The organism is Maricaulis maris, from assembly GCF_003634045.1.
In the GTDB taxonomy this organism is placed as follows: domain Bacteria; phylum Pseudomonadota; class Alphaproteobacteria; order Caulobacterales; family Maricaulaceae; genus Maricaulis; species Maricaulis maris.
In genome coordinates, this window is record NZ_RBIM01000001.1 from 559854 (window position 1) to 584525 (window position 24672).

28 protein-coding genes are annotated in these 24672 nt (G+C 64.1%); 17 read left to right on the forward strand and 11 right to left on the reverse strand.

The window, feature by feature from the left end; all coding sequences use genetic code 11:
• The first annotated feature begins 4 nt into the window (after positions 1–4).
• The 4 genes from C7435_RS02695 to C7435_RS02710 are packed head-to-tail and all read left to right on the forward strand — an operon-like array spanning position 5 to position 2779.
• Entirely contained in the window at positions 5–565 is a 561-nt protein-coding gene (locus C7435_RS02695) for a DUF1285 domain-containing protein (RefSeq protein ID WP_233350663.1), read from the forward strand.
• A gap of 4 nt (positions 566–569) precedes the next feature.
• A complete protein-coding gene (locus C7435_RS02700; protein WP_233350664.1) occupies positions 570–1211 on the forward strand; it encodes a CoA pyrophosphatase in 642 nt (213 codons plus the stop codon).
• A 3-nt stretch (positions 1212–1214) separates the two neighbouring features.
• Positions 1215–1541: a DUF6111 family protein gene (locus C7435_RS02705; RefSeq protein WP_121209913.1), complete on the forward strand. Its 327-nt coding sequence runs from the start codon at positions 1215–1217 to the stop codon at positions 1539–1541.
• Positions 1538–2779 (forward strand): CCA tRNA nucleotidyltransferase, encoded by a 1242-nt coding sequence (locus C7435_RS02710; protein WP_121209914.1) that lies wholly within the window; start codon positions 1538–1540, stop codon positions 2777–2779. Before C7435_RS02705 ends, C7435_RS02710 begins: the two co-directional genes overlap by 4 nt.
• A gap of 6 nt (positions 2780–2785) precedes the next feature.
• On the opposite strand, the gene C7435_RS02715 is transcribed toward C7435_RS02710, so the two are convergent.
• The 7 genes from C7435_RS02715 to C7435_RS02745 all read right to left on the reverse strand — a co-directional run bounded on the left by C7435_RS02715 (position 2786) and on the right by C7435_RS02745 (position 8711).
• Positions 2786–3328, reverse strand: coding sequence for a MarR family winged helix-turn-helix transcriptional regulator (locus C7435_RS02715; protein ID WP_121209915.1), 543 nt, complete (start codon positions 3326–3328; stop codon positions 2786–2788).
• 38 nt (positions 3329–3366) lie between these two features.
• A complete protein-coding gene (locus C7435_RS02720) occupies positions 3367–4527 on the reverse strand; it encodes an Acg family FMN-binding oxidoreductase (protein ID WP_170150321.1) in 1161 nt (386 codons plus the stop codon).
• Positions 4528–4635: 108 nt separating this feature from the next.
• Positions 4636–5349 carry a CPBP family intramembrane glutamic endopeptidase gene (locus C7435_RS02725; RefSeq protein WP_121209917.1) on the reverse strand — a complete coding sequence of 238 codons (714 nt, stop codon included), beginning with the start codon at positions 5347–5349 and terminating at the stop codon, positions 4636–4638.
• Between the two features lie 35 nt (positions 5350–5384).
• The gene (locus tag C7435_RS02730; protein ID WP_147422612.1) at positions 5385–6197 is read right to left on the reverse strand and encodes a helix-turn-helix transcriptional regulator; all 813 of its coding nucleotides are present in this window, start codon (positions 6195–6197) and stop codon (positions 5385–5387) included.
• A gap of 87 nt (positions 6198–6284) precedes the next feature.
• Positions 6285–6737: a hypothetical protein gene (locus tag C7435_RS02735; RefSeq protein WP_121209919.1), complete on the reverse strand. Its 453-nt coding sequence runs from the start codon at positions 6735–6737 to the stop codon at positions 6285–6287.
• Between the two features lie 163 nt (positions 6738–6900).
• Positions 6901–7800 (reverse strand): oxygen-dependent coproporphyrinogen oxidase, encoded by a 900-nt coding sequence (gene hemF, locus C7435_RS02740; RefSeq protein WP_121209920.1) that lies wholly within the window; start codon positions 7798–7800, stop codon positions 6901–6903.
• 458 nt (positions 7801–8258) lie between these two features.
• Positions 8259–8711 (reverse strand): tRNA (cytidine(34)-2'-O)-methyltransferase, encoded by a 453-nt coding sequence (locus C7435_RS02745; RefSeq protein WP_075189358.1) that lies wholly within the window; start codon positions 8709–8711, stop codon positions 8259–8261.
• Between the two features lie 188 nt (positions 8712–8899).
• On the opposite strand from C7435_RS02745, the gene petA reads away from it, so the two are divergent.
• The 9 genes from petA to C7435_RS02790 all read left to right on the forward strand — a co-directional run bounded on the left by petA (position 8900) and on the right by C7435_RS02790 (position 15796).
• Entirely contained in the window at positions 8900–9523 is a 624-nt protein-coding gene (petA, locus tag C7435_RS02750) for a ubiquinol-cytochrome c reductase iron-sulfur subunit (RefSeq protein WP_075189359.1), read from the forward strand.
• Positions 9520–10794, forward strand: a complete 1275-nt coding sequence (locus C7435_RS02755; RefSeq protein ID WP_075189360.1) for a cytochrome b — start codon at positions 9520–9522, stop codon at positions 10792–10794. The genes petA and C7435_RS02755 overlap by 4 nt, the downstream gene beginning before the upstream one ends.
• Positions 10795–10808: 14 nt before the next feature.
• Positions 10809–11618, forward strand: a complete 810-nt coding sequence (locus tag C7435_RS02760) for a cytochrome c1 (protein WP_121209921.1) — start codon at positions 10809–10811, stop codon at positions 11616–11618.
• Positions 11619–11780: 162 nt separating this feature from the next.
• A complete protein-coding gene (locus C7435_RS02765; protein ID WP_121209922.1) occupies positions 11781–12653 on the forward strand; it encodes an S-methyl-5'-thioadenosine phosphorylase in 873 nt (290 codons plus the stop codon).
• 59 nt (positions 12654–12712) lie between these two features.
• Positions 12713–13456, forward strand: coding sequence for a trypsin-like serine peptidase (locus tag C7435_RS02770; RefSeq protein WP_075189363.1), 744 nt, complete (start codon positions 12713–12715; stop codon positions 13454–13456).
• Positions 13457–13519: 63 nt separating this feature from the next.
• On the forward strand, positions 13520–13918 hold the full coding sequence (locus C7435_RS02775) for a lysozyme inhibitor LprI family protein (RefSeq protein ID WP_121209923.1): 399 nt from the start codon (positions 13520–13522) through the stop codon (positions 13916–13918).
• Between the two features lie 4 nt (positions 13919–13922).
• Positions 13923–14561, forward strand: a complete 639-nt coding sequence (locus C7435_RS02780) for a glutathione S-transferase family protein (protein ID WP_075189365.1) — start codon at positions 13923–13925, stop codon at positions 14559–14561.
• 21 nt (positions 14562–14582) lie between these two features.
• Entirely contained in the window at positions 14583–15110 is a 528-nt protein-coding gene (locus tag C7435_RS02785; RefSeq protein WP_075189366.1) for an adenine phosphoribosyltransferase, read from the forward strand.
• 29 nt (positions 15111–15139) lie between these two features.
• Positions 15140–15796 (forward strand): metal-dependent hydrolase, encoded by a 657-nt coding sequence (locus tag C7435_RS02790; protein WP_121209924.1) that lies wholly within the window; start codon positions 15140–15142, stop codon positions 15794–15796.
• Positions 15797–15878: 82 nt separating this feature from the next.
• Here C7435_RS02790 and C7435_RS02795 read toward each other — a convergent pair whose 3' ends face one another.
• Together C7435_RS02795 and C7435_RS02800 are read right to left on the reverse strand one after the other, a co-directional pair.
• Positions 15879–17357, reverse strand: a complete 1479-nt coding sequence (locus C7435_RS02795) for a S10 family peptidase (RefSeq protein ID WP_075189368.1) — start codon at positions 17355–17357, stop codon at positions 15879–15881.
• Between the two features lie 101 nt (positions 17358–17458).
• On the reverse strand, positions 17459–18241 hold the full coding sequence (locus C7435_RS02800) for a hypothetical protein (protein WP_121209925.1): 783 nt from the start codon (positions 18239–18241) through the stop codon (positions 17459–17461).
• 80 nt (positions 18242–18321) lie between these two features.
• Here C7435_RS02800 and C7435_RS02805 point away from each other — a divergent pair, with 80 nt between their 5' ends.
• The 4 genes from C7435_RS02805 (at position 18322) to C7435_RS02820 (ending at position 22182) form a co-directional block, all read left to right on the forward strand.
• Positions 18322–19251 carry a 23S rRNA (adenine(2030)-N(6))-methyltransferase RlmJ gene (locus tag C7435_RS02805; protein WP_233128256.1) on the forward strand — a complete coding sequence of 310 codons (930 nt, stop codon included), beginning with the start codon at positions 18322–18324 and terminating at the stop codon, positions 19249–19251.
• Positions 19252–19536: 285 nt separating this feature from the next.
• Entirely contained in the window at positions 19537–20493 is a 957-nt protein-coding gene (locus C7435_RS02810) for an ABC transporter ATP-binding protein (RefSeq protein WP_121209926.1), read from the forward strand.
• Positions 20490–21251 (forward strand): ABC transporter permease, encoded by a 762-nt coding sequence (locus C7435_RS02815; RefSeq protein ID WP_121209927.1) that lies wholly within the window; start codon positions 20490–20492, stop codon positions 21249–21251. The genes C7435_RS02810 and C7435_RS02815 overlap by 4 nt, the downstream gene beginning before the upstream one ends.
• A gap of 10 nt (positions 21252–21261) precedes the next feature.
• On the forward strand, positions 21262–22182 hold the full coding sequence (locus tag C7435_RS02820) for a PhzF family protein (protein WP_121209928.1): 921 nt from the start codon (positions 21262–21264) through the stop codon (positions 22180–22182).
• On the opposite strand, the gene C7435_RS02825 is transcribed toward C7435_RS02820, so the two are convergent.
• On the reverse strand, positions 22179–23657 hold the full coding sequence (locus C7435_RS02825) for an esterase/lipase family protein (protein ID WP_121209929.1): 1479 nt from the start codon (positions 23655–23657) through the stop codon (positions 22179–22181). The genes C7435_RS02820 and C7435_RS02825 overlap by 4 nt on opposite strands.
• A 47-nt stretch (positions 23658–23704) precedes the next feature.
• Complete coding sequence (locus C7435_RS02830) at positions 23705–24586, reverse strand: crotonase/enoyl-CoA hydratase family protein (RefSeq protein WP_121209930.1); 882 nt, start codon at positions 24584–24586, stop codon at positions 23705–23707.
• Positions 24587–24672: the final 86 nt, after the last annotated feature.

Consider the following 24672-nt stretch of genomic DNA (forward strand, 5'->3'; position numbering starts at 1 on the left):
GTCCATGCCCGCAGCAACGCAAAACCGTGATCCAATGCAGTCCCTGCTCAAAGCCGCCCGCGAAGCGGGAAGCGGCCTGCCGCCGGTCGAGCGTTGGCATCCCACGTATTGCGGTGAGATGGACCTCGTCATCAAGCGGGACGGATCATGGTGGCATGAGGGTACGCGCATCACGCGCGACCGTCTGATACGCCTGTTTGCCACAATCTTGCGGAAAGATGACGACGGCATTCATTATCTTGTGACGCCGGTTGAGAAAATCGGCATCGAGGTCGAGGTCGCGCCCTTCCTGGCCGTGCGAGTCGATGCCGTCGGCGAGGGCCGTGACCAGTCGCTGGTTTTTCACACCAATATGGACGAGCTGATCGAGGCCGGTCCCGATCACCCGATTTCGGTGACCGTCGAGGCGGGCACCGGCGAACCGACTCCCCTCGTTCATGTCCGCGGCAATCTGCAGGCCCTGATGACACGGCCTGTCTTCTACGAATTGGCGGAATTGGCAGTCGAGCATGACGGCGTCACCGGCGTCTGGAGCGGCGGCGAATTCTTCGCCTTGGGCGCGTGAGCCCGTGACCGCCGCGCCTGAAACCGCTGCGCTTCTGGACCGTTTGCGTGACCGGCTTGACCCGGTCGAGGGTCCAACCGGACTGCCGCGTTTCGGTGATGCCGATCTCAATGGCGGGGCTGCCGGCGTGCCCGCCGCCTTTGCCGACGTCGAAATCCGTACCGCTGCGGTGGTCGCACCGCTCATCCTGCATGATGGCCCGCCGCGTCTGCTTCTGACCGAGCGGGCCTCGCACCTGCCACGTCACGCCGGCCAGGTTGCCTTTCCCGGTGGCCGTATCGACGACAATGGCGAGACCGCAGCCCAAGCGGCTGTGCGTGAGCTGGAGGAGGAAGTCGGCATCTCACCGGCCCATGTCGAGCTGATCGGTCGCTTCGACGCCTATGCCACCGTGACCGGCTATCATGTCACGCCCTTTGTCGGTGTGATCAAGCCGGGCTATGTGGTCCGCCCCGATCCGGGCGAAGTGGCCGATGTCTTTGAAACGCCGTTCGATTTCCTGATGGACCCGGCCAATCATCAGCGTCAGTCGCGCGAATGGCAGGGGCATGTCCGGCATTTCTATGCGATGCCGTGGCAAGGTCGCTATATCTGGGGGGCGACGGCAGGCATGCTGAAATCCCTGCACGATCGGCTATATGGTTGAAACATGGTCCGCATAACGCTCATCGAAATCGCCTCCTTCCTGCTGCCTTTCGCGCTCTTCCTGTTGTGGCAGAGATTGTCATCGCGGGTGCCGGATGCGGGGCGGTTACCGACCCTGCGGCTGGCGGCGGCCGGGGCCGGGCTGGCCGTGCTGATGATGCTGGTGATGGTGTTCGTCGACGCCCGCAATGCCGGTCATGCCGGTGATCGCTATGTGCCGCCGCAAAGCGTGGACGGTCGCATCATTCCCGGCCATTTCGTGCCCGCTGGCGAGGACGAGACTAGCGACGAACCGACCGGTGACGAGAGCGGGACTGACGATCCGCAATGACCGCACTGACGCTTGATCCGGCGCAGCATGGCTGGATGACCGCGCCGGCCACGCGCAAGGTGATGACCGCACTCGAGGCGGCCTGTCCGGGTGGCGCGCGCTTTGTCGGCGGCTGTGTGCGCAATGCGCTGCTCGGTGAGCCGGTCGCCGATATCGACATTGCCACCCGGCTCGACCCTGACGCGGTGATTGCAGCCGCTCGCGCTGCCGGCCTCAAACCGGTTCCGACCGGCAAGGCGCATGGCACGATCACGGTGGTCGCCGACGGCCAGCCCTTCGAGGTCACCAGCCTGCGCAAGGATGTGGCCACCGATGGTCGCCGCGCCGTGGTCAGCTTCACCCAGGACTGGGCCGAGGATGCGCGTCGCCGCGACTTTCGTCTCAACGCCCTCTACGCCGATACTGCCGGTGTGGTCCATGACCCGACCGGCGGGCTCGCCGACCTTGCCGAACGACGCTTCGTTTTCGTCGGTGATGCCGAAACGAGGATCCGCGAGGACTATTTGCGAATCCTCCGCCTGTTCCGCTTTCAGGCCTGGTATGGCGGCGGTGAAGTTGACCCGACGGCCCTTGCAGCGGTCAGAAAACACGTCGCCGGCGTTCATAAATTATCCGCCGAACGGGTCTGGATGGAGCTGAAAAAGCTGCTGGCAGCGCCTGATCCGCGCGCGGCCGTTAAGCTGATGCGCGATTTCGGCCTACTGGAAATGATGCTCGGAGTGAACGGATCATTAAGAGTCCTGAGCGGTATCATTGCGCAAGATGTAGAATACGGATTAGCGCCCGATTCGATGCTGAGATTTGCGGCGCTCGCCGATGGCGGACCGGAAAGGATCAAGACCATGGCAGCCAAGTTGAAAATGTCGAACGCGGAAACCCGTCGTCTCGAAGGAGCGGTCAATCCGGCCGCCCGCGAGGATGTTCGCAAGGCCTGGTCGGACAGTGCCGCCGCCGAGCGCGCGATCATGACATTGGGCGCCCGTGCCTTTGAAGACCAGGTCCGGCTCGAAGCCGCTGGCGAGGTGGCCCCGCCGCCGCGCGACTGGACCCTGCTGGCGCAATTCGCCCGTGAATGGAAAGAGCCGGACTTCCCGGTCAAGGGCGGCGATCTCATCCTGCTCGGCTATGAGCCCGGCCCGATGCTCGGCGACGCGCTGGACGAACTCAAGGCGATCTGGATCGCCGAACGCTTTGAGCCGACCCGGGAAGAGCTGATCGCCAAGCTGACCAAACACTAGGCGATATCACCCGTCACGGATTTGAAGAGCCCCGGTCGATTGGCCGGGGCCTTTTTTTCTTGCGGGCGTGGTTGGCCGGTTCCGATCCAACGCTCCGCGGACTTCACGCAGGGGGGTGAGGAGGTCGGTCCAGACCTCGTTGCGGATCAGGTCGGCGTAGCGCTCACGCAACGGGCCGATGCCAGCAAGGGCGCTTTGGCGCATGGCGTGGCCGGCGGGCGTCAACACCACACGCCGGATACGGCGATCCTTGGCGTCCGGTTGCAGATTGACCAGTCCGGCCGCCTCCAGCCGGCGAATGGTCGAGGACATGGTCGGTTGCGCGACCTGCATCGCGCTGGCCAGCTCGCTGATGGTCTCGCGTCGGCCCAGCCGCACGAGATGGTTGAGAATGCCGAATTGCGCCGTCGTCAGCCCGTCCGGCAGCACCGACGCGAGCAGATTGTCGGCCAGGTGGGCGATGATCCCGATCTCGGTCAACACCTTGAATTCCGGCGGGTCGAGCGCCGCACCGGACGTGTCAGAGGCAGGTGTTTCGGGTGTCGGCATCAATCTTTCCGCTTGGAACGGCTCGCGTCAGGCTGGCATCAGGCCAGTGGCATCAGGCGGGTTTCCATGGGCCAGCGCGGTGCGGGTCGCGGTACGCTGTCAACATAACCGAGTCGGAACAAGCCTTGGATGCGGGACGGGGCCGCGACGCCGAGCAGGGCGTGGACGGCGTTGTAAACACCCGCCATCTCGGGAAATTCCTGCAGTGCTTGGCTGAGCGGATGAAAGGCAAGGCCGTTCGCCGTGGCCGCCAGGTGGGTGCGCAGCCAAGCGGCCCCGGTGTGAATTTGCGCGACCCGGTCATTGGACGCCGTCTCGAGCCAGGCGAAGGCTTGGGCGCTGCCGATTGCGCTGTCATAGAAATCCAGCGCGCCTCGCGCGGCCATGGTGTCGGGGCGGGTGAGGCTTGCATGGTTGAGCAGTCCCAGCCCGCGCCAGGCTTCCATCATCGGGCCGTAGAGAGAAATCCCGTCCGGATTGGCAGCCACCTCTGCCGCCCCGATCCGGGTCAAGGCCAGGCTTTCAGCATGGGTGCGCGATGTGTCGTATTCGATATGCCAAGCCTGATGCAGGTGCGATTTCACGGTCTCGACCAGCGCCGCGTCAGTACTGCTGCGTCGCTGCACGCCCGGTATCGCGCTGGCCAGTCGGTCCAGTTCGGCTAGGTCGTCGGTAGAGACCGGTCGATCATCGCGGAACGGCGTGCGCACGGTTCTGCGGTCGGGCACATGCGCGAACAATGGATCGGTCCCGGCGTCGGGATCCCGGACAAAGCGCACGTTGGCGACTGGTCGCTGATCGAGACGGGGTTCGCCGTCGCCGAGCGGGAACAGGGCGGTCTCCAGCCGGTAGCCATCGGCCTGCGCCGCCATCCGCAGGAGTTCGAGGAAAGCGCCGAGACCGACCGTGATCTGGCGGTCGAACGGGTCGGTCTGCGGCAGGCGGCGGTCCAGATCGCAAAACAGGGTCAGCCGGTCCTCGCCATCCAGCCGGACCCACCAAGGCTGGCGGTTGTGCGGGTTGGGCGCAAGGATCGCGAAGGCCAGCGCGTCGAGACGGGCATCGTCAAAGCTTTGTCCGGCCTGCGACCACGGTTCGCGCGCGGCCGGCGCATCCCGCATCAAGACCGAGGCGCTTCCGGCGCCAACCACCAACAGGGTGGCGCCTCCGGCAATGAGCAGGCTTCGACGCGAGGGCATGGCAGGCTCCATATACATAGATATCAATGCATATGTGTAATCCCGAACCGGCGCCGCCGCAAGCCCGTTACAAGACGGCTATTGCGGCGTGCCTGATCGGCGTGGTGCTCAGATGTCCAGGTCGAGATACATCGCCGTGAAGCCGAGCGTGTCGACGGCGCCATGGGCGAGGATGTTGGGCCAGAGATTGCGCTTGTTGGCGAGATAGAGCGCGCCGAGGGCGAGGCCGATCAGCCCGGTCACCACAAACCCCCGGAAGCCCTGGTAGTAGGCGTGCACGGCGCCGAAAATGAGGGCCGGGATCAGGATGGCGACGAAACTGGCCCAGCGCGCATCCGGCAGGAACTGACCGACCCGGTTGATCAGATAGCCGCGAAAGAAGATCTCCTCGCCAAAGGCGGCACTGGTCCAGATGATGGCGAGCCACATCAGGTAGACCGGCAGATTGCCCTCGACATTGCCCCACCGGGCCTCAACGCCTTCGGGCGTTTCCTCGACACTCCACAGCCCCACCGCATCGCCCAGATAAGCTGTACCGGCGCCGATGGCGATGATGGCAATCACCCCGAGCAGGGCTTGTGGCAGGATCAGCGGGCCGGACCACCAGCGGCGCAGTTTGCGAAAGCCGAAATTCGCCCAGCTCTCCTTTCGCGTGGCACTGATCACGGCGATGGTGGTGATGGTGCAGGCCATCGAGAAGGGGCCGGCGAAACGCCAGTCGACCTGGTCGAACAACGCCTTCGAGCCGGCCATCACGATCGCGACGATGGCGAGTTCGACGAGCAGCGCGATCCGGCTGCGATGAGGCGGGGTGAGGGGCATGGATGTTTCCTTCAACGCGACCGCCCGGTTGGCGGTCAGTGAAGGACAGGATGTCGAACCGGCGAGCGCGGGTCTTGTACGATCGTGCGGGCGAACTGGCCGGGCGTAATGCCATAGGCTGCCTTGAAGTGGCGGCTCATATGGGCTTGGTCGACAAAGCCGGCTTGGTGCGCTGCATCGGCCAACCGGTCGCCACCGGCGATGGCCTGGCGGACCTGATCTAGGCGGCGCTGGGTCAGGTATCGCGCCGGGCTGGTGCCGCGCAGGGTCCGGAAGTCGCGGCTCAACTGCCAGCGGTCCAGACCGGTCAGACGTTCCAGCTCGTCCAGTGACACGCCGCGGGCGCTGTGGGCGCGGATATGATCGCAGGCCGCCTCGACCACTGCGCGGCTGACCGGGCTTGCCGCAACCGGCGCATCGCTGAGGCGATCAAGCGCAAGGGCAAGGTCGATCAGCGCGTTCTCATGCTCGAGGGTGCCAGCCCGTGGTGGCAGATCCAGCATGGCGCGCACGGCGCTGATCAACGCCGGATCGCGACTGACCCCGCCGGGCAGGAAGGGCAGTCCGCCGCCGGGCCGGTATTGCGAGAGCGCTTCCGGCAGGAGGCTCAGACCGGCATAGCCGAAACCGCCTTCAGCGCCCGGGCGGCCGTCATGCAACTCATCGGGATGCAGGACGACGACGGCGCCGGGCCGCGAGCGCCGCGTCGAGCCGCGATAGTCGAAATCCTGCACCCCGCGAGTGGTGAGCGCGAAGACATAGCTGTCATGACGATGCGGCGCGAAGGCTGTCGCCACGATATTGGCGTGAAAACGCTGGTAGGGCAGGGAAATCTGGGTCTCTGGCACGACGGGTTCGCCTCTTGGGTTCACCCGTTTGATGCGGCCCGATCCGCTATTGGATGCGGGCGGGCTGTTATCAAGCCTGGCGTCCGGTCAGACCGCAAGGCCGGACGTGGCCTGATAGGCTTGGTTGGCCCGTTGCGAGGTCCCGGCCCCGTCAGCCGTGCCGCCCAGCGCGTCGCGGATGCGTTGCTGGATTTCCATCTCGATGCGCTCGCGCTCTTCCTCGGGCAGGGCAGCCAGTGAGTCTTCACTCAGACCTTCCTGCTCGAGATATTGTGCCCGGATGCGCTCTGCCGGTGTCATATTGGCCCAGCGCAGGAATTCCGAGACGGCGGCGGACTCCTCGGTCGACAAGGCCTTGGAGGTCGGTTCTGTTTGCGATGAGCCCGGGCTTGCGGTGCTTTTGGCAGTGGTCCTGGCTGCCGGATACTGGCTCGTGGCCGTCGTGGCTGTCCGAACCTCTTCGGTGCGGGCAGTTTCGGGGCGGGATGTCGCGGTGAGAAACGGGTTCACAGCCGTCGGGCCGATACCGGAAACACTCATTGTCTGACGCCTTGCTACAAACTCACCGCCAGGAGTTTGCAACCCGGATGCCAGCTCAACTTGCTGAGATCGCCTGCTATTTCGTGATGTGTCCGGGCGGGCTCCAGGCGGTATTTGCCGGGGGCTCAGCCTTGCCGGGCAGGAATTTCCCGGCCCGTCCGGCTTACGGCCACTTCGCTTCCGGCGGCATGGACGACAGGATCGATTTCACATTGCCGCCGGTCTCGAGGCCGAATTTGGTGCCCCGGTCGTGCAGCAGGTTGAACTCGGCATAGCGGCCGCGGCGGATCAGCTGTTCCTCGCGATCCTCCGCCGTCCAGCTCTCGCCCATGCGGCGACGGACAATCTTCGGATAGATGTCGAGAAAGGCGAGGCCGACATCGCGGGTGAAGGCGAAATCGGTGTCCCAGTCGCCGGTATTGTGGCGGTCGTAGAATATGCCGCCAATGCCGCGCGGCTCGTCACGATGCGGCAGGTAGAAATATTCGTCGCACCACTTTTTGAAACGGGCATGGAAATCCCCGCCATGCTTGTCGCAGGCGGCCTGGCAGGCGGCGTGAAAGTCGACGGCATCGGGATGGTCCTGGTTGCGGGCCCGGTCGAGCACCGGGGTCAGGTCCATGCCGCCGCCAAACCACCACTCGGTCGTGGTAATGAAACGGGTATTCATATGCACGGCCGGCACTTTGGGTGACCACATATGGGCGATCAGCGAGACGCCGGTGGCGTAGAAGCGCGGATCCTCGGCGGCGCCGGGAATCTGCTGGCGGAATTGCTCCGAGAACTCGCCCTTCACGGCCGAGACATGCACGCCGACCTTCTCGAACAGGCGACCGCGCATGATCGCCATCGTGCCGCCGCCTTCATCGGCAGACCCGTCACCGCGGCGCCAGTCTTCGCGCTCGAATGTGCCGGGGTCACGCGGGTAGAGCGCGTCCGGCGCCTCGCGCTCGAGGGCCTCGAACTCGCCGCAGATCTGGTCGCGCAGCTCCTCGAACCAGGCCTTGGCCGATTCGCGTTGGATGTCGGAGGCTGCGGCGGCGGGGGAGGTGGTATTCGTCATGCCGCGATGTTTAGCGCCTTGGCGGGTGAGGGCAAGTGAACGGGGTGTCGCAGGGGGGGCGAGAAGCGTTCGGCCTGCCTGTGGATACCAAGTCTGACAGGACGTGTGCTCGTCGGTGAGGGCGCGTCTGCGCGTACCGGTCCATACATCGCTTGCCGGGATGTCGCCGCATCCGGTTTTCCAGGTCAAGGGCCGCATAGCGGCCGCTCCGCGGTTTTACCCTTGAGCTGGAAAACCGGATGCGGCCTGCTGGCTGTCAAGAGATTTATGGTGCGGTCCGAGCGACGCACCTCCTCCGACCCGAACCGTCGCGCTGGAGGGCGTCCTGCTATTGGCGGGAGGTGAATCGCAGCAGGCGGCTCCTCCCTCGCTTCGCTCGGCCCCCTTCGACCCGAGGCTGCGCCTCGGGCCACTTTCCCCGCTTTGCGGGGGCAGAAGGGGAGTGAGGGTGCCGCTACCTACCCCACCGCAAACTGCCGACTGGCTTCCGCCAGGGCGATTCCCGCGCTCACCGTCACATTCAACGAACGCATCCCGTCGCGAATCGGAATTTTGACGCGACATTCCGCCGCGTCATGAACATCGTCCGGTACCCCGACGCTTTCGCGGCCGAACAGCAGCCGGTCATCGGGTCTGAATGAAAAATTCCACAGCCCTTCCGCACCCTTGGTCGTGAACAGGACGAGGCGGCCGACTGCCGCCTGCGCACTTGCCTGATAGGCGGTCCACGAGGCATGGCGCAGGGGCGTTATGGCGGCCTGGTAGTCCATGGCAGCGCGCCTGATCCCCTTGTCTGTCAGGGGAAAGGCGCAGGGTTCGATGATGTCGAGTTCCGCCCCGAAACAGGCGGCGACTCGCATCGCCGCCCCCAGGTTTTGCGGAATATCCGGTTGAAAAAATACGATCCGCATTCTAAGCCGCGCTGAGACTGGACCCAACTGTCTGCATGCGGCATTGCGCCACCTACTGGTCAGTGCGTCCGGGAGTAGTTTATACCGCGTCAAACCCCGCGCGTGCGGGGACGTCAAGTGTGACGTGGTTTTTCTGGGGCAGGGCCCGCATCCCGCGGTCCCGATTAGATAAGAGAAGAGGTCGGCTCGTGACGGAAGAGAACGGCGCGCCCGGTGCAGACGGTCAGGAACCGTCCCGCCGCGACTTCATCTATATCGCTGCTGGCGGTGTGGCCGCTGTTGGCGGCGGTCTCGTGGCCTGGCCGTTCATCGACCAGATGAACCCCGCAGCGGATACGCTGGCGCTGGGGTCCATCCGCGTTGATGTGTCGACCGTGGCGGTCGGATCGGAGATCACTGTCATGTGGCGCGGTGGACCTGTCTTCATCCGTCACCGGACCGAGGCAGAGATTGCCGAGGCCCGTGCGGTCGAGCTTGGTGCTCTGCCGGACGAGGAAGCCCGCAATGACAATCTGCCGGCCGGCACGCCGGGCACGGATGCCAATCGCGTCCTGCGTCCGGAATTCCTGATCGTGAAGGGCAATTGCACCCATCTGGGCTGTGTGCCGCTGGGTCTGGCTGCCAATACCGGCGATTATGACGGCTGGTACTGCCCGTGCCACGGGTCGCACTACGACACTTCGGCCCGCATTCGTCGCGGACCGGCACCGGAAAATCTCCCGGTTCCCGACTACTACTTCGAGACCGAGACGACCGTGAAGATCGGTCTGTCGCCTGAAGAAGCTGATAACTCCGGGTGGGCTGTATCATGAGCGGACCTTCGACCTACAATCCGTCGACCGGGATCGAGAAATGGCTCGATGAGCGTCTCCCGATCATCCGCCTCGGCTATGACAGCTTCGTCGACTTCCCGACGCCGCGGAATTTGAACTACTGGTGGACCTTCGGCGGTATCCTCGCCATCTTCCTGATGATCCAGATCGTCTCCGGCATCGTGCTGGCCATGCACTATGTGGCGCACGAGGATTACGCGTTTGAGAGCGTCCAGCGCATCACCCGTGACGTGCCCTTCGGCTGGCTGATCCAGTCGATGCACGCCAATGGCGCCAGCTTCTTCTTCGTGGCGGTCTATCTGCACATGTTCCGGGGCCTGTATTACGGTTCCTACAAGGCGCCGCGCGAGATCCTGTGGATCCTCGGTGTCGTGATCTATCTGCTGATGATGGCGACCGGTTTCATGGGCTATGTCCTGCCCTGGGGGCAGATGTCCTATTGGGGCGCGATGGTCATCACCAACCTCATTGGCGCCTTGCCGTTCGTCGGTGAAGCGATCCGTGAATGGTTGTGGGGCGGCTTCTCGGTCGGCCAGGCGACGCTCAACCGCTTCTTCTCGCTGCACTATCTGCTGCCGTTTGTGATTGCCGCCGTCGTCGGTCTGCACATCTGGGCGCTGCATGTGCCGGGCAATGGCAATCCGGTTGGTCTGGAAGTGAAATCCAAGAAGGATACGCTGCCCTTCCACCCGTATTATACGGTCAAGGACGGCTTCGCGATCATCGTCTATCTGATGATCTTCGCGGTCTTCGTCTTCTTCATGCCGAACGTGCTGGGCCATGCCGACAACTTCATCCCGGCCGACCCGCTGGTAACCCCGGCGCACATCGTGCCGGAATGGTATTACCTGCCCTTCTACGCGATCCTGCGCGCGATCGATTTCGGCATCGGTCCGATCGACGCCAAGCTGGGCGGCGTGCTGGCCATGTTCGGTGCCATCGGCATCCTGTTCGTCCTGCCCTGGCTGGACACGTCGAAGGTGCGCTCGATGCGGTATCGGCCGCTGACGCGCTGGTTCTTCATCTTCTTTGTTGTTGCGGCGCTCGGCCTTGGCTGGTGTGGCGCGAAGAACCCCGACGATTTCGTGCTCGGGATCGAAGGCTTCAAATTCATATATCTGGCGAAATTCCTGACCGCCTACTATTTCGGCTACTTCATCGTCATCCTGCCGGTGTTGGGCATCATCGAAAAACCCAAGGAGCGTCCGGCCTCGATCGAAGCCGCGGTTCTTGGAACGGACAAGGCCTGAGGGGAGCGACGATCATGAAGATGACCCGCATTTTCGCCGCCGCCATCGCGGCCCTTGGTTTCGCCGGTAGTGCTGCCGCTCTCGAGGGTGACCAGCACGCGCCGCACGAGCACCACTGGCATCATGACGGCCCGTTCGGCACCTATGACACCAGCGCCGTGCAGCGTGGCTACCAGATCTACCAGGAAGTCTGCGCCTCCTGTCACTCGATGGACCTGATGCGTTTCCGCAATCTGGGACAGCAAGGTGGCCCGTTCGCGTCGGACATGTTCCCGAACCCGAATGACAACCCGATCGTGATGCAGATCGCGGCCAGCTATACGCGCGTCTGGGACCAGGACGAGGTCAATGATGATGGCGATCCGGTCGAACGCGCCGGCCTGCCGTCGGATACCTTTCCGGCGCCCTTCGCCAACCAGCAGATGGCCCGCGCCTCCAATGGCGGTGCCTACCCGCCGGACCTGTCGCTGATCGTCAAGGCCCGGACCGGTGGCGAAAACTACATCTACTCGCTGCTCACCGGCTATGAAGACGCACCGGAAGACAGCCATCTCGCGGCCGGCCAGTACTACAATCCCTACTTCGCCGGGGGCGCCATCGCCATGGCACCGCCGCTCGCCGAGGGCATCATCGAATACGCTGACGGCACGGAAGCCACGGTCGAGCAGATGGCCGAGGACGTCACCACCTTCCTCAGCTGGGCCGGCGACCCGCACATGGAGAAGCGCAAGCAGTTGGGTGTGATGGTTCTCATCTACCTGCTGATCTTCGCCATCCTGGTCTATCTGGCCTACCGCCAGGTCTGGGCCAATGTGAAGCACTAGGCTTCGCAATCAGGCACCAGTTTGAAGAGGGCCGCGGACTAAGTTCGTGGCCCTTTTCTTTCCGCGCCGGCCCCTCGCTGCGCTCGGCCCCCTTCGTCCCTGCTTCGCTGACGCTGCGCAGGGCCACGTCCCCAGCAGGCGGGGGCAGACAGGAATTGAGCCATGACGACATGGACACTGGGGATTGTCGGCGGCTCCGGCCTTTATGCGCTGGACGGGCTCGCGGACGTCCGTGAACAGGTGATCGAGACCCCCTGGGGCGCGCCGTCTGCGCCGCTCACCCGCGGGCGGCTGAACGGCGTCGAGCTGGTCTTCCTGCCGCGCCATGGCGCCGGCCATGCCATCCCGCCGTCGGACATTCCCTACCGCGCCAATATCGCGGCGCTGAAACTGGCCGGCTGTACCGATATCCTCTCCGTCTCGGCCTGTGGCTCGCTGCGTGAAGACTTGCCGCCGGGGCATTTCGTCATGGTCGACCAGTATGTCGACCGCACGGTCGGTCGGGAGCGCTCCTTTTTCGGGACGGGCTGTGTCGCCCATGTCCCGCTGGCGCAGCCGGTCTGCTCGCGTCTGGCCACCCTGGCGGCGGACGCCGGCGAGGCCGAGGGCATCCCGGTCACCCGTGGCGGCACTTACCTGGCGATGGAAGGGCCGCAATTTTCAACCCGCGCCGAGAGCGAGCTCTACCGGCAATGGGGAATGGATGTGATCGGCATGACCAACATGCCCGAGGCGCGCCTCGCCCGCGAAGCCGAGCTGCCCTACGCCTCGATTGCCATGGTCACCGATTATGATTGCTGGCGCGATGACGGCGACAGCGTTGATGTTGCTTCAGTGCTGGCCGTGATGCAGTCGAATACAGGGGCGGCCAAGCGCCTGCTCGACCGGCTCACGCAAACCCTTTCGACATTGCCACGCACGTCATCGCCGGACGGTATCGAAACCTGCCTAGACAACGCCATCATCACCCCGTCGACTGCCCGTGACCCGGCGCTGGTCACCCGGTTGAAAGGGGTCGCCGGCCGCGTCCTGTGAGCACCAGGATGAGCGGGTTTTAACTGGACGGTTCCGGGGCCGGGTGTTTGGATGGCGGGATGAGACACACCGCGTCGCGCCTTGTCGGCCTCGGCCTCGCCCTGTTGACCGCGTCTGCCGCTCAAGCCGCTGACCGGCTGAGCTTCATGCCGCTGGACCCGGACAGTTTCGACGACAACCGCAATGGCGTGGTCCGCATCCTGTGCGAGGACAGCGCCAATGGTCGATCCTATCTCAGCCGCGCCGTCCTGCTGGCGGTGACCGGCGAGGGCGCCGACCATGATGTCCTGCTGGCAGCGCGTCATGGTGTGGTCGGGGGTGATGGCCCGCGCACCTGCCATGTCCATGGCCATGATGGCGCGGCCGCGCGGATCATCGACATGGTCATCGCGCCGCAGGATCCGCGTGAGGATAATGAGTTTGGCGAAGACTGGGCGATCCTGCGCACGGCCGGACGCTTGCCGGACGATATCGCGCGCTTGCCGGCGGCTGGGTCCGGACCCGGCGGGGCCGGGCGACTGACCATGCTCAACCGGGTGAACGATAATCGTGCCTGTCGTGTCGAGGAGATGGAGTATTGGGCCGATGACCGGCTCATTGTCCATGATTGCCCGGCACGGCCGGGCCTGTCCGGCTCGCCGATGGTGACACTGATCAAGGGCGTCCCCCATGTCGTTGGCCTGCATGTCGGCCAGTACATCCTGCTCGATGAGGACGGTCGTCGCCTCGGTGTCGCCCGGCGGCTGTCGGACAGCTTCCTGGACACGCTGATCGCCTATCTGGAAACCGACGCAGTGCCCTGACCCAAGCCCCCTTTCCCCGTCCGCGGGGCTCGTCCATAAAGGGCGCGTATCGGGGAGTGGGACATGTTGGTGATTGCAGGTTTGTTTGTGGCGGCCCTGGCGGGTCAGGATTTGGCCTTTCCCGCGCCGCGTCCGGCGGTGGAGTGTTCCGAGCATCTGACCGATTGGCGGGCTCGCCGCAATTGCCTACGCGATTTGCTGGGCACGGCCGAGGACGGGTTGGAGACCGCGACCGATGCGGCGCGCGAGGAGGCCGATGAGATTGATGCCGATTCCGCCGGTCGGTTCGGGGCGCGTCGGGCACTGGATGCCGCCCAGACGGCTTGGACCGTCTATCGCGACGCTGAATGTACACGCCGTGCCGCCGCCATGTTCCTGTCCGAGGAATCGCGTGAGGAGATCACGCTGGACTGCCAGATCGACCTGACCCGGGCGCGGGCTCGCGAGCTGGCGGAGCGCTGAACCCATGACACCCGTTCTCTATATCGGCAATCGGCGCTTCTCGAGTTGGTCGCTGCGCGCCTGGCTGGTGCTCAAACGGGCCGGCATTGCCTTTGATGACACGCTGATCCCGCTCAATGAGCGCGAAACCCGCAAGGCGGTCTCGGCGATCTCTCCGGGCGGCACCGTGCCGGCCCTGCACACGCGCAATGCCGTGATCTGGGACTCGCTGGCGATCAGTGAATGGGCCGCCGAGCAAGTGCCTGAGCTTTGGCCGGCCCATGAAGGCAAGCGAGGTCGCGCCCGGGCTGCCGTGTCGATGATGCATTCCGGCTTTCTCGCCTTGCGTCAGGCCTGCCCCATGGACCTCGCCCGCCGCCCGTCACCGATCAGCCTCAACGACCCGACCCGGACCGATATCGCGGCGGTCCAGGCGCTGTGGCATGAGGTCAAAAGCGTCGATGGCGACTGGCTGTTTGGTGACTGGTCGATCGCGGACGCCTTCTTCACGCCGGTGGCCGCCCGCTTTCATGCCTATGACATCCCGCTGCACGCCGAGGCACAGGCCTATTGCGACACCTTGCTGGCCGATGGACATTATCGGGAATGGCATGAGGCCGCCCGGGCCGAGACCTTCGCGAATCCGTATGAAACCCAGATCTAGCTGGCTGACGAGACGAGATTGATGGACCTGAAATCCGCCATCCGCACCATTCCGGACTATCCCAAGCCCGGCATCCTGTTCCGCGACGTCACCACGCTGATCGGCGATGCCCGCGCCTTCCGCATCGCGGTTGATCAAATGGTCCAGCCCTGGGCCGGTGCCAAGATCGACACGGTGGCCGGCACCGAGGCGCGCGGCTTCATCCTGGGCGGCGCCGTCGCGCATCAGCTTTCGGTCGGCTTCGTACCCGTGCGCAAGCGTGGCAAGCTGCCCTGGCGCACGCTGGTCGAGGAGTACGAGCTGGAATACGGCCAGGACGCGATCGAGATCCATGTCGATGCCATTCGCGAGGGAGACCGGGTTCTGTTGGTCGATGATCTCATCGCGACCGGCGGCACAGCGGAAGCCTCGATCAAACTCCTGCAACGGGCCGGCGCCACAGTGGTGGGCGCCGCCTTCGTCATCGACCTGCCGGATCTCGGCGGCGCCAAACGCATCGAAGCGTTGGGGGTGCCGGTGTCGGCGCTGGTCGCGTTTGACGGGGAATAGGTGACGGGAGTCGAGCGGGGGGCAGCGCCATGTTCATAGGTCATTACGGTCCGGCCCTTGCCGGAAAAACCATCGCGAAGGCGGTGCCGCTCTGGGTTTATTTCCTGGCGGTGCAGTTTGTCGATGTGTTGTGGGGCGTCTTTGTCGCCAACGGGATCGAGCATGTCCGCATCGTGCCGGGTTTCACCGAGGCTAATCCGCTCGACCTCTATGACATGCCGATCACGCACTCCCTGCCCGGAGCGCTGGGCTGGTCGGTGCTGGCAGGTCTGGTCTGGGCGCTGGTATCGCCGAAGCAGAAGCGGATCGGCGGCATCGCCATCGCGCTGGCGGTGTTCTCGCACTGGATCCTGGATCTGATCGTTCACGTCCCCGACCTTGAGCTGTGGCCCGGCGGCCTGCGGGTCGGGTTCGGGTTGTGGAACAACTACCCCGTCGCCCTTGCGGTCGAATTCGGGGTCCTGCTGGCCGGTTTCGCGCTCTATCTGCGGGTGACCGAAGCGAAGGGGCTGATCGGCCGGATCTGGCCCTGGGTCTTCATGGCACTTCTGGCGCTGGCGGAATACGCCAACCACACAACACCGGTTCCCGATGATTTCACGACCGCTGGCTATATGGGCACCATCACCTTCCTGGTCATCGCCGCGCTGGCGGCGATCTGTGACCTGACCCGGCGGACGCGCTGACCAACTCCGCACATGACAGGCTCCGCTCATGAAAAAGGCCCGGCGCATGGCACCGGGCCTTGTCCGTGTCAGGAGCGCTTGATCAGTCGGCGATCAGCGCCCGCACATCATCGGTCATCGTCAGCAGTGAGGGCTGGTGAATATACATCATGTGGCCGGCTTCATAATAGCGGAAGTGGACACGATCCTGGTCGAAGCCGGGCTGGTTGAACATCAGTTCGGCTGCGAAGAAGGGGGTCGCCAGGTCGTAATAACCCTGCTGCACCAGCACTTCGAGATCGGAGTTCTGGCGCAGTGCGCGGGCGATCCACGGCGCGACATTGATGTAGTTGTTGTTGCCGGAGCGACCAGCATCCCAATTCCAGCCCCGCACGCCGCCAATGGTCGAGTAATACTCGGTCAGGTCGACGCCCAGTGTGCGGCCGAAATAGTCGAGCATGGAGGCGGTGAAACTGCCATCAATGCCGTAGAAGCTGGGATCGGTCTCGGGACGTTCGCCGACCCCGTCGACCTCGACGCCGGTATAGCGGCTGTCCAGACGTCCGACCGACAGGCCCTCATCACGGCGCAGTTCGCGCTGGAAGCGCTGCAGGGAGACGCGCATATTGGCGCGATCGAGGAAGCCCTCGGACAGGCCGGTGAAGTCCGACAAGCGGGCAATCACCTCGGCTTCACGCGCCGGATCCAGCGAGACACCGCGCAGCAGGGCCGGCATGTAGTCCTCGATGGCGAATTCGCGGGCATCGGCGAGGAAGGCTTCGATATCGCCACCCCAGGCCGAGCGGTCGACCTTGCCGTGATACCAGGCCGTTGCCGCATAGCCGGGCATCAGGCCGACATAGCCGACATCATTGCCGTCGGACGTGTCATCATAGCGGAAATCCAGCACGGTCGAGATCAGGGCAACGCCATTGATCGAGACGTCGGTATAGCTGCCTTCCAACTGGTTCAGCAGCGAGCCGATGCGCAGCGTGCCATAGCTCTCGCCCAGGAGGTATTTCGGCGAATTCCAGCGCTGGTTTTCCGACAGCCAGATACGGATGAACTGGGCCAGGCTCTCGCCATCCTCATTGACGCCCCAGAAATCGCTGCCGTCGCTGTCGCCCAGCGCCCGCGACCAGCCGGTGCCGACCGGATCGACGAAGACAAGATCGGCGACGTCGAGGATCGAGTAGGCGTTCTCGACCACGTCAAACGGCGCAGCGCCGTCATCCATCGCATCGGGCAGGACCAGGCGTTGCGGCCCGAACACGCCCATGTGCAGCCACAGGCTGGCCGAACCGGGACCGCCATTGAACACGAAGGCGACCGGGCGGGTGCGCGGATCGCTGGTGCCGTCGGCGACATAGCTGGTCGCGAAAATGGCGGCGGTCGCATTGCCGTCGGCGTCACGCAGGAAGGTCTCGCCAGCGGTGGCGGTATAGCGGATGCGCTGGTCACCGACGGTGACCTGGCCGCGACTCTCCCAGACGCGCGGTTCCGGCGTGTCACCGGCTTCCTGCGCGAGCGCCGGCAGGGCGAGGGTGGCGACCGCGAGCGCGGCCGTGAGTAGACGGATCATGAAGGATCTCCCCGATTGCATTTGCCGGGGAGACTAGGGCGCAAGCGGCGCTGCGCAAAGGCCGCATGATGTCCGGTTTTGCAACCAGTGCGGACCGGCTTTCAGCGGGCGCGCTTCTTCTCGACGAGGAGGGTCTTCGGCCGGCGCTCCCGGGCCGTCTTGAACAGCTGGAAGCTCTGATTGACGAAATTGGTGACGTCGGTGAGCGAGCGCATGAAACTCACCAGCTCTTCGGTCTTCTCCGCTTCGACCAGGCGCAAAGGGGCGGCCGGATCGCCGCCTTCAAAGCGCACATAGAACAAGGGTTCGCCGCGCTTCAGGATCAGATCCTTCGTGGTGTCATGCCATTCGAAGGCCCACATATGGGCGCGCGGCCAGATATCGGCCGGAAAACGTCCGCACATCATTACACCGGGTCGCTGGCAGGCCTCATAGTGAAGGAAGGGCGGGAACTGGTTCACATAGAGCGGGTCGTCGGACACGAAGACATAGGGTGTTACCAGTTGCAGCATCGGCCGGCCCGGATGACGCCATTCATTCTGCGGTGACATCATCAGGATTTGCTGCAGACCGGCCGGCCGCGTCGAGGCCTGTGGCCCCTCGATATTGGTCAGCTGGAGCTGGCCCTGCGCGTTCTTGACCAAGCGGAGGTGCAGGTCGATCGGGCAGGGAATGGCATAGTGGCGCCGGTCAAATTCGATCGCGGCCGGGCAGGACACCGCCGATTTCGACGTCGCCGGCTTGTCATGGGAAAAGCTGACCGGCTTGGGCGCGTCCCAGATCAGGCTCGACTTCTCGTCCTTGAGAAACCAGCCCGCCTTCATCACCCGCCGCTCGCCATGAGCAGCCTCGTCTTGCATCCGGCGATAGAGTTTCACGAACATGGTGCGGCGTCCCTCAATGCTGTCCTGAGCCCCGCGAAAGCTAGGACAAGCCTGGCTTCGAGGCGAGGGCGGTTTTGCAGGTGGTGGCGTCCGGCGCCGCGCCGCGCTATAGCGCCGCCATGAATTACCGCCACGCCTTCCATGCCGGAAACTTCGCCGATGTGCTCAAGCACTCGGTGCTCGCCCTGTGCCTTGAACATCTCAACGCCAAGCCGAAACCCTATCGGGTGATCGACACCCATGCCGGGATTGGCGGCTATGATCTCGCCTCCTCCGAAGCGGAGCGCTCGCCGGAATGGAAAGACGGGATTGCTCGCCTGATCGATGCCGACCTGCCCGAGCCGGTCCAGGCCATGCTCGGTCCCTGGCTCGACATTGTGCGGGACATGAATCCGGATGGTATCAAGGCCTATCCCGGCTCGCCGGAGATTGCCGCCCGCCTGACCCGCGAGGATGACCGGGTCCATCTGTGCGAACTGCACGAGGCGGACAGTCAGACGCTGGATAATCGCTATCGCCGCGATGCCCGCGTCAAGGTCGAGCGCCGCGATGGCTACAAGGCGCTGAAAAGCCTGGTGCCGCCAAAGGAAAAGCGCGGCCTGGTGCTGATCGACCCGCCCTTCGAGGACCGCGACGAGCTGGCGCATATGGCCGAAGCCGTGATGGGCGCGCTGGCGAAATGGCCGACCGGCACCTTCATCTTCTGGCGTTCCCTGAAAAACCTCTGGGCCGCCGACCGTTTCGACAATGGCCTCGCTGAATGGTTGATCTCGGAGAAGGATTTCGAGCCGGAGAAAATCCTCCGCGCTGACCTCTGGATCCGCGACCTGGCGTCCGAAGGCAAGCTGGCCGGCGCCGGCGTGGTTATCATCAACCCGCCCTTCACGCTGGAAGACAAGCTGGTCAACGCCATGCCCTGGCTGGCGGAAACCCTGGCCCAGGGCGATGGCTATGGCTGGCGCGTCGATGGCGGACTGACCGAGGATGATCTGGACGAGGACGAGGGGTAGGGGCGCCTGGCCGCTCACACCACGTGTTGTCATCCCTGCCGGATGTCCCGCGAACGCGGGACGCAGGGCGGGGACCGATATGCCTGCAATCAGGTAGGTCCCTGACTTTCGCCCGGCCTGCGCCGGGCGTCCACCAGGGATGACAAAGGGGGGCGTTGGAGACCTTGGTGATGGTTCCATCGCACCCAAGCACCTCGAGCACGGGTTGAATTTCGCGCACAAATACCCACCTTTGGCGCTTCGCGCGGGGCAGCGTGCCTGACACTCGTAAGAGGCTGGAACTCCATGACGCATGAAACGCCGTCAGGCGCCGCCGAGCCGGCAGTCCTGACAATCAAGGGCGTGTCCAAGACCTATGCCGGCGGTTTTACCGCACTCAAATCGGTCGATCTGGACATCAAAAAGGGCGAAATCTTTGCCCTGTTGGGCCCGAATGGTGCCGGCAAGACGACGCTGATCGGCATTGTCTGCGGGCTGGTGAAGGCCACAACCGGCAAGGTCGCGGTTTTCGGACATGACATTGACGGCGATTACCGCCTGACCCGTTCGCGCATCGGTCTGGTGCCGCAGGAAATGTCGATCGACATGTTCACCAAGGTCGCTGACGCGGTGGCCTATGCACGCGGCCTGTTCGGCAAGCCGTCCGATCCGGCCTGGGTCGAAAAAGTGCTCAGGGATCTCTCCCTGTGGGACAAGCGGAATGAACAATTGCGCACCCTGTCGGGTGGCATGAAGCGTCGGGTGATGATCGCCAAGGCGTTGTCGCATGATCCCGACATTCTCTTCCTTGATGAGCCGACCGCCGGCGTTGATGTCGAACTGCGCCAGGGCATGTGGCAAGTGGTCGAAAAACTGCGCCAGCGCGGCAAGACCATCATCCTGACCACGCACTACATCCAGGAAGCCGAGGAAATGGCTGACCGGGTCGGTGTGATCCGCCAGGGCGAGATCGTGCTGGTCGAGGAGACGGCCACGCTGATGGCCAAGCTGGGCCGCAAACAGCTCACCCTGCAACTTGCCGAGCGGCTCGACGCGGTGCCCGAAGCGCTCGCGGTCGAGGGGCTGACCCTGTCCGAGAGCGGCGATGCCCTGCATTTTGATTACGACACACGGGCCGACCGCACCGGCATCACCACGCTGCTGGCCAATCTCAATGCCGCCGGCGTGTCGGTGCGCGATCTCGAGACCCGGCAAAGCTCGCTGGAAGAAATCTTTGTCGACCTCGTGGGAGGTGCATCATGAACTGGCGCGGCGCAGTCACCATCTACAAGGCGGAAATGGCCCGCACCGGTCGCACGCTGATGCAGTCCGTCCTCGCCCCGGTCATTTCAACCTCGCTGTATTTTGTCGTTTTCGGAGCGGCCATCGGCTCGCGCATGGAATCGATCGACGGGGTGGGCTATGGCGCCTTCATCGTGCCCGGCCTGGTGATGATGATGATCCTGATGCAGTCGGTCTCGAACGCGGCCATCGGCATCTATTTTCCGAAATTCAACGGCACGGTCTATGAACTGCTTTCGGCGCCGATCTCGGCGTTGGAGATCGTGATCGGCTTTGTCGGCGCGGCGGCGACCAAGTCCTTGATCCTCGGCGCGCTGGTCATGGTCACGGCGGCTTTCTTTGTGCCGATGGAAATACAGCACCCGCTGGCCATGATCGCCTTCCTGGTCATGACCTCGGTGACCTTCTCCCTGTTCGGCTTCATCATCGGCATCTGGGCCGACAATTTCGAACAGCTCAACATCGTGCCGATGCTGATCGTGACGCCGCTGACTTTCCTGGGCGGCAGTTTCTATTCGATTTCCGTCCTGCCGCCCTTCTGGCAGACGGTCACCCTGTTCAATCCGGTCGTCTATCTGATCTCCGGCTTCCGCTGGAGTTTTTACGGCGTGTCGGATGTTGATATCGGCATCTCCCTGGCCGCTATCGCCGGCTTTTTCGCGCTGTGTGTTGTCATCGTCTGGCGCATGTTCAAAACCGGCTATCGGCTGAAGACGTAAGGACAATCCCGTGACCCATCGCTATGCGATCTTCGACGTTTTCACTGACCAGGCGCTGGCCGGCAATCCACTCGCCGTGGTGTTCGGGGCCGATGATCTGGACGATGTCGCCATGCAGGCGATCGCGGGCGAGTTCAACCTGTCGGAAACGGTCTTCATCACCGAGCCGAGGGGCCGCGACGCCGATTACGGCTTGCGCATTTTCACCCCGCGCGAGGAATTGCCGTTTGCCGGTCACCCCACCATCGGTGCCACGGTCGCGCTGACCCTGGCCAGCGGCGCAGCCGAGGGCACGCGCAAGCGCTTCGTGCTGGAAGAGACCGTGGGCGACGTCACGGCCGATGGCCGCGTCAATGGCCCGCGCCATGGCTCGGCCCGCTTTTTCGCGCCCAAGCTTCCTGAACAGGTTGGTGAGCTGCCGGACTATGCCGCCATCGCGTCAGCGCTGGGGCTGCAGACGGGCGATCTGCTCGACACGCCGATCACCGGCGGCATCTGGTCGGCCGGTGTGCCCTTTGCCGTCATTCCGGTTCGCGATCCGGCCCGGCTCTCGGCGATCAAGCTCGACCTGTCTGCGTTCGAAGACGTGTTCGGCGGCGATGATCCGGTCTGTGCTCTCGTGGTCGCCAAGGCGACCCTGACGGAACACACCACCGATTGGCGGGTCCGCATGTTCGGTCCGCATCTGGGTATCACCGAGGACCCGGCGACGGGCGGTGCAGCGGCGGCCTTTGCTGGTCTGATCAGCCAGCAGGCCGGTCTCGGTGAGGGCGAGCATGGCGTTGACATTTATCAGGGTGTCGAGATGGGGCGGCCCAGCCTGATCCGCCTGCGCCTCAAGCATGAAAACGGTAAGCTGACCGATCTCATGCTGGGCGGCGATGCGGTCAAGATTGCCGAGGGTGAACTCTTCTCGCAGTCGCTTCGCTAGCCGAGCTTGCGCACCGTGAAGACGTCGTCGCTGGCGACGCGCGGCAGGATCACGCGCAGGAAATGCGTCGTGTAGCGGCGCAGGAAGCGCTTGCCCTTTTCCTCGTCGCCCGGATCCAGGGCGCGCAGTCGGATGAGGGCGCTATGCTCCTTGCCGTCAACATCGAAATATCCGATCCGCTTGCCCGGCGAGGCCGCCGTGATGCCCGCCGCCAACGAGGCTTCATAACCACGGGGTATCCGGTCCCGCAGGAAATTGGCCAGTAGTTCGCGGCGATCAATGTGCAGGGACAGGCGGTTTTTGTTGCGGGTATTGGTGTGCTCGTCCTGGATCAGTGAGAGCTGGGCGTCGATTTCGACCTTGGTGACCGTGGTGCCGGCCTTGAACTGGGTCTCCTTGACCGCCTTCGGGGCCGTCAGCCAGAGCGTGAAATCATCGACGGGCAGGCCGGTGTGATCGACCGCTTCGACCACGATTTGGTAGAATTCGCGGAAGCGGCTGGCATCTGCGCCGGCCTTGCCCAGTACGCGTTCGCGCAGGGCGTCGGCCTCCGGCCCGTCCTGGGCCAGCTGGCGGGTTTCCAGGCAGATATCGGTCCAGTCCGCGGCAACTGCGCGATAGTCGGCGGCGGTCTTCGTGGACAGCGCCTGCAGGATCAGCTTTTCCAGCCGCTGTGACACAACCGGGTCCTTGGACGCGCTGTCTTTCGGCGCGGGCTTGAGAATGCTCAAATGGCTGCGGTCGGGAATGACGGCGAACGGCGTGTCCTCGGGGCCGCGGCGGGTCCAGGCGCGAAATTCCGGCTCCAGGATCGACCCCTTGGTGAAGTCCACCGTGACGCCGCGCGGATCGATATTGGCAGTCGCGATGCGGACCGTCCCATCCCATGCCTTTTCGCCCAGTATGGCGGTCCCGAATATCGGGTCAGCACCGACGATGACAAAGGGGCGGGTGCCGTCTTCCGAGAACGGGCTGTCGGTCGTGCCGTCCTCGCTCAACCTGTCACGCAGGGCGAGGTCTTCCTGGAATTTGGAGGCCAGTTCGAGCGCATTCAGGAAATGCGTGCCGGTCTGGAAACCGGTTGAAAATCCCTTGGTCAGGCGCCCGAGAGTGGATTTGCCGATGGTTGCCAATGGCGAGCCGAAATTGGCCGGGGCGAGCATCAGGAAGTTGGTGACCGGCGCTCCGCCGCGCGGGAAATACTCCGCTATCCACCAGCGCGCGACCAGTGCGCCGGTCGAGTGCACCACGACATGGAATTTGCCTGGCAGCGTGCCGGCCGCCTGCATATCGGTGACAATCGCGTTCAGGCGACGGCCCGAGTCCTCGATACGGACATCATCATCCATCGAGGGATAGCCGCCCAGATAGACGTCCTGGGTCTGGTATCCATGCGCGGCGAGCAGCTCGCCGACCTTGGCCATCGACTTGTCGCTGGCACTCCAGCCATGGATCAGAAGGACATGTTCAGTCATTGCAACCTCCGGAGAATTCCCGGCAGGCTATCACCTGTTGCGCGAATTCAACAGTACTCGTCTTCCTCCGCATCCCACCAGGGATGCCAGGGTGGCAAGTCACTGGAGACTTTCATCGGGAAATCCGGTGCGCGTTTTTCCAGGAAGGACATCACGCCCTCCTTGGCGTCCGGCCCCATGCCGGCGTGCAGGATGCCGAGGCTTTCCACACGGTGCGCTTCCATCGGATCGGCCGCGCCCTGCATGCGCCAGGCCATGCGTCGCATCATCGCGACCGAGACCGGGGCGCAGCGTTCGGCGATCAGGCGGGCTCGCTCGCGCGCTTCGGCCATCAGGTCATCGGCCGGGACAACACGGGCGACCAGACCGGACTCAAACGCCTCCGCCGCCGAGAAGGTCCGCCCCGTCAGCCCCCAATCCATCGCCGTGGAAATGCCGACGACGCGCGGCAGGAACCAGCTGGCACAGCCATCCCAGACAATGCCGCGCTTGGCGAAGGGGTAGGCGAATTTGGCGTCCATCGAGGCGAGGCGGATATCCATTGGCAGAATCATCGTCGCGCCGATCCCGACCGCCGCGCCATTGATGGCGCCGATCACCGGTTTCAGCGTGTTCCAGATGCGCAGATTGAGGACGCCGCCCTTGTCACGCCATTTCGGATCGCTCTCGTCGAACGCTCCGCTCTCACGCGCTTGCGCGACCATGTTGAAGGTTTCGGCTCCGGTCGACAGGTCTGCTCCGGCGCAAAAAGCCGGCTTCTCGCCGGTGAAAATGATGGCGCGGACATTGTCATCGCGATCGGCCTCGTCGAGCGCCGCGATGATCTCATCGCCCATCTCATAGGTGAAGGCGTTGAGCCGGTGCGGCCGGTTCAGCGTGATCGTCGCGACCTGGTCTTCGACGGCGTAGGTAATGGTCTCGTACGGCAAGGCATGTCCCCTCAGGCGCGGTGCGTGTCCGCCATGATGGGATGGATTGGACAAACGGGCCAGTCGGCATGTTCCTGGCCGATCCT

Coding starts and splice junctions, on each gene's coding strand:
- C7435_RS02695 (WP_233350663.1), top strand. CDS start 5: ATGCCCGCAGCAACGCAAAACCGTGATCCAATGCAGTCCCTGCTCAAA.
- C7435_RS02705 (WP_121209913.1), top strand. CDS start 1,215: ATGGTCCGCATAACGCTCATCGAAATCGCCTCCTTCCTGCTGCCTTTC.
- C7435_RS02710 (WP_121209914.1), top strand. CDS start 1,538: ATGACCGCACTGACGCTTGATCCGGCGCAGCATGGCTGGATGACCGCG.
- C7435_RS02715 (WP_121209915.1), bottom strand. CDS start 3,328: ATGCCGACACCCGAAACACCTGCCTCTGACACGTCCGGTGCGGCGCTC.
- C7435_RS02720 (WP_170150321.1), bottom strand. CDS start 4,527: ATGCCCTCGCGTCGAAGCCTGCTCATTGCCGGAGGCGCCACCCTGTTG.
- C7435_RS02725 (WP_121209917.1), bottom strand. CDS start 5,349: ATGCCCCTCACCCCGCCTCATCGCAGCCGGATCGCGCTGCTCGTCGAA.
- C7435_RS02735 (WP_121209919.1), bottom strand. CDS start 6,737: ATGAGTGTTTCCGGTATCGGCCCGACGGCTGTGAACCCGTTTCTCACC.
- hemF (WP_121209920.1), bottom strand. CDS start 7,800: ATGACGAATACCACCTCCCCCGCCGCCGCAGCCTCCGACATCCAACGC.
- C7435_RS02745 (WP_075189358.1), bottom strand. CDS start 8,711: ATGCGGATCGTATTTTTTCAACCGGATATTCCGCAAAACCTGGGGGCG.
- C7435_RS02755 (WP_075189360.1), top strand. CDS start 9,520: ATGAGCGGACCTTCGACCTACAATCCGTCGACCGGGATCGAGAAATGG.
- C7435_RS02760 (WP_121209921.1), top strand. CDS start 10,809: ATGAAGATGACCCGCATTTTCGCCGCCGCCATCGCGGCCCTTGGTTTC.
- C7435_RS02765 (WP_121209922.1), top strand. CDS start 11,781: ATGACGACATGGACACTGGGGATTGTCGGCGGCTCCGGCCTTTATGCG.
- C7435_RS02770 (WP_075189363.1), top strand. CDS start 12,713: ATGAGACACACCGCGTCGCGCCTTGTCGGCCTCGGCCTCGCCCTGTTG.
- C7435_RS02775 (WP_121209923.1), top strand. CDS start 13,520: ATGTTGGTGATTGCAGGTTTGTTTGTGGCGGCCCTGGCGGGTCAGGAT.
- C7435_RS02780 (WP_075189365.1), top strand. CDS start 13,923: ATGACACCCGTTCTCTATATCGGCAATCGGCGCTTCTCGAGTTGGTCG.
- C7435_RS02785 (WP_075189366.1), top strand. CDS start 14,583: ATGGACCTGAAATCCGCCATCCGCACCATTCCGGACTATCCCAAGCCC.
- C7435_RS02790 (WP_121209924.1), top strand. CDS start 15,140: ATGTTCATAGGTCATTACGGTCCGGCCCTTGCCGGAAAAACCATCGCG.
- C7435_RS02795 (WP_075189368.1), bottom strand. CDS start 17,357: ATGATCCGTCTACTCACGGCCGCGCTCGCGGTCGCCACCCTCGCCCTG.
- C7435_RS02800 (WP_121209925.1), bottom strand. CDS start 18,241: ATGTTCGTGAAACTCTATCGCCGGATGCAAGACGAGGCTGCTCATGGC.
- C7435_RS02810 (WP_121209926.1), top strand. CDS start 19,537: ATGACGCATGAAACGCCGTCAGGCGCCGCCGAGCCGGCAGTCCTGACA.
- C7435_RS02815 (WP_121209927.1), top strand. CDS start 20,490: ATGAACTGGCGCGGCGCAGTCACCATCTACAAGGCGGAAATGGCCCGC.
- C7435_RS02825 (WP_121209929.1), bottom strand. CDS start 23,657: ATGACTGAACATGTCCTTCTGATCCATGGCTGGAGTGCCAGCGACAAG.